Genomic DNA, 630 nt, shown 5'->3' with positions numbered 1-630 from the left:
TGAATGTCATTGGCAGTTCACCCCTTGGGTGAAATCATGAAAATCACTGGAACTGCAATTTTACGCGATTATCATCGGGCGAACGACTTTCAGGTGGCTGCCGAAGTCACGGATTCAGGTAGGAGACTGCGCTCATTGGTTGGTTTATGGGAGACAAGGCCTTGGATATCCTTGTGCTGGCATTTCCATCGCCATAAGGGTTGTGGGAAAAAGCCATTTTTTCGTAGGAGGCTTTTTGGTCCAATAGATCAGAAATGGCCGATACAATGCTGTTGGTATCGGTGCCGACGAGCTCGACGGTTCCTGCGTCTAGCGCTTCCGGGCGCTCGGTGGTTGAGCGCATAACCAGTACCGGCTTGCCCAGTGAAGGGGCTTCTTCCTGTACGCCTCCTGAGTCTGTCAGCACCAGATAAGATTGCTGCATCAGGTAAACAAAAGGCAAATAGTCCAAAGGTTCGATCAGGTGGATGTTGTCTGCTTCTCCCAATAAGCGAAAAACCGGCTCTTGCACACGCTGCCAGCCATGGAGAGCGAAGCGAAGGCTGGTAGACCCCAGTAGCCGCGAGGCCGCACTGTTTTCCCGGCGTGCCTTGCGCCAGAGGGAAAACAAAGTAGGCCTCCGAACGCGGC

1 protein-coding gene is annotated in these 630 nt (G+C 53.2%); it reads right to left on the bottom strand.

The window, feature by feature from the left end:
* Positions 1 to 106: 106 nt before the first annotated feature.
* Positions 107 to 630, bottom strand: a 524-nt coding sequence (locus tag ACOCD2_RS24730; protein WP_294032129.1) for a UDP-N-acetylglucosamine 2-epimerase, incomplete at its 5' end; no start/stop codon positions are given.

The sequence above is a fragment of the Thiolapillus sp. genome, from assembly GCF_048562965.1.
GTDB lineage: Bacteria > Pseudomonadota > Gammaproteobacteria > Chromatiales > Chromatiaceae > Thiolapillus > Thiolapillus brandeum_A.
The sequence above is the reverse complement of the archived record's forward strand: the minus strand, read 5'-3'. Positions and strand labels throughout refer to the sequence as shown.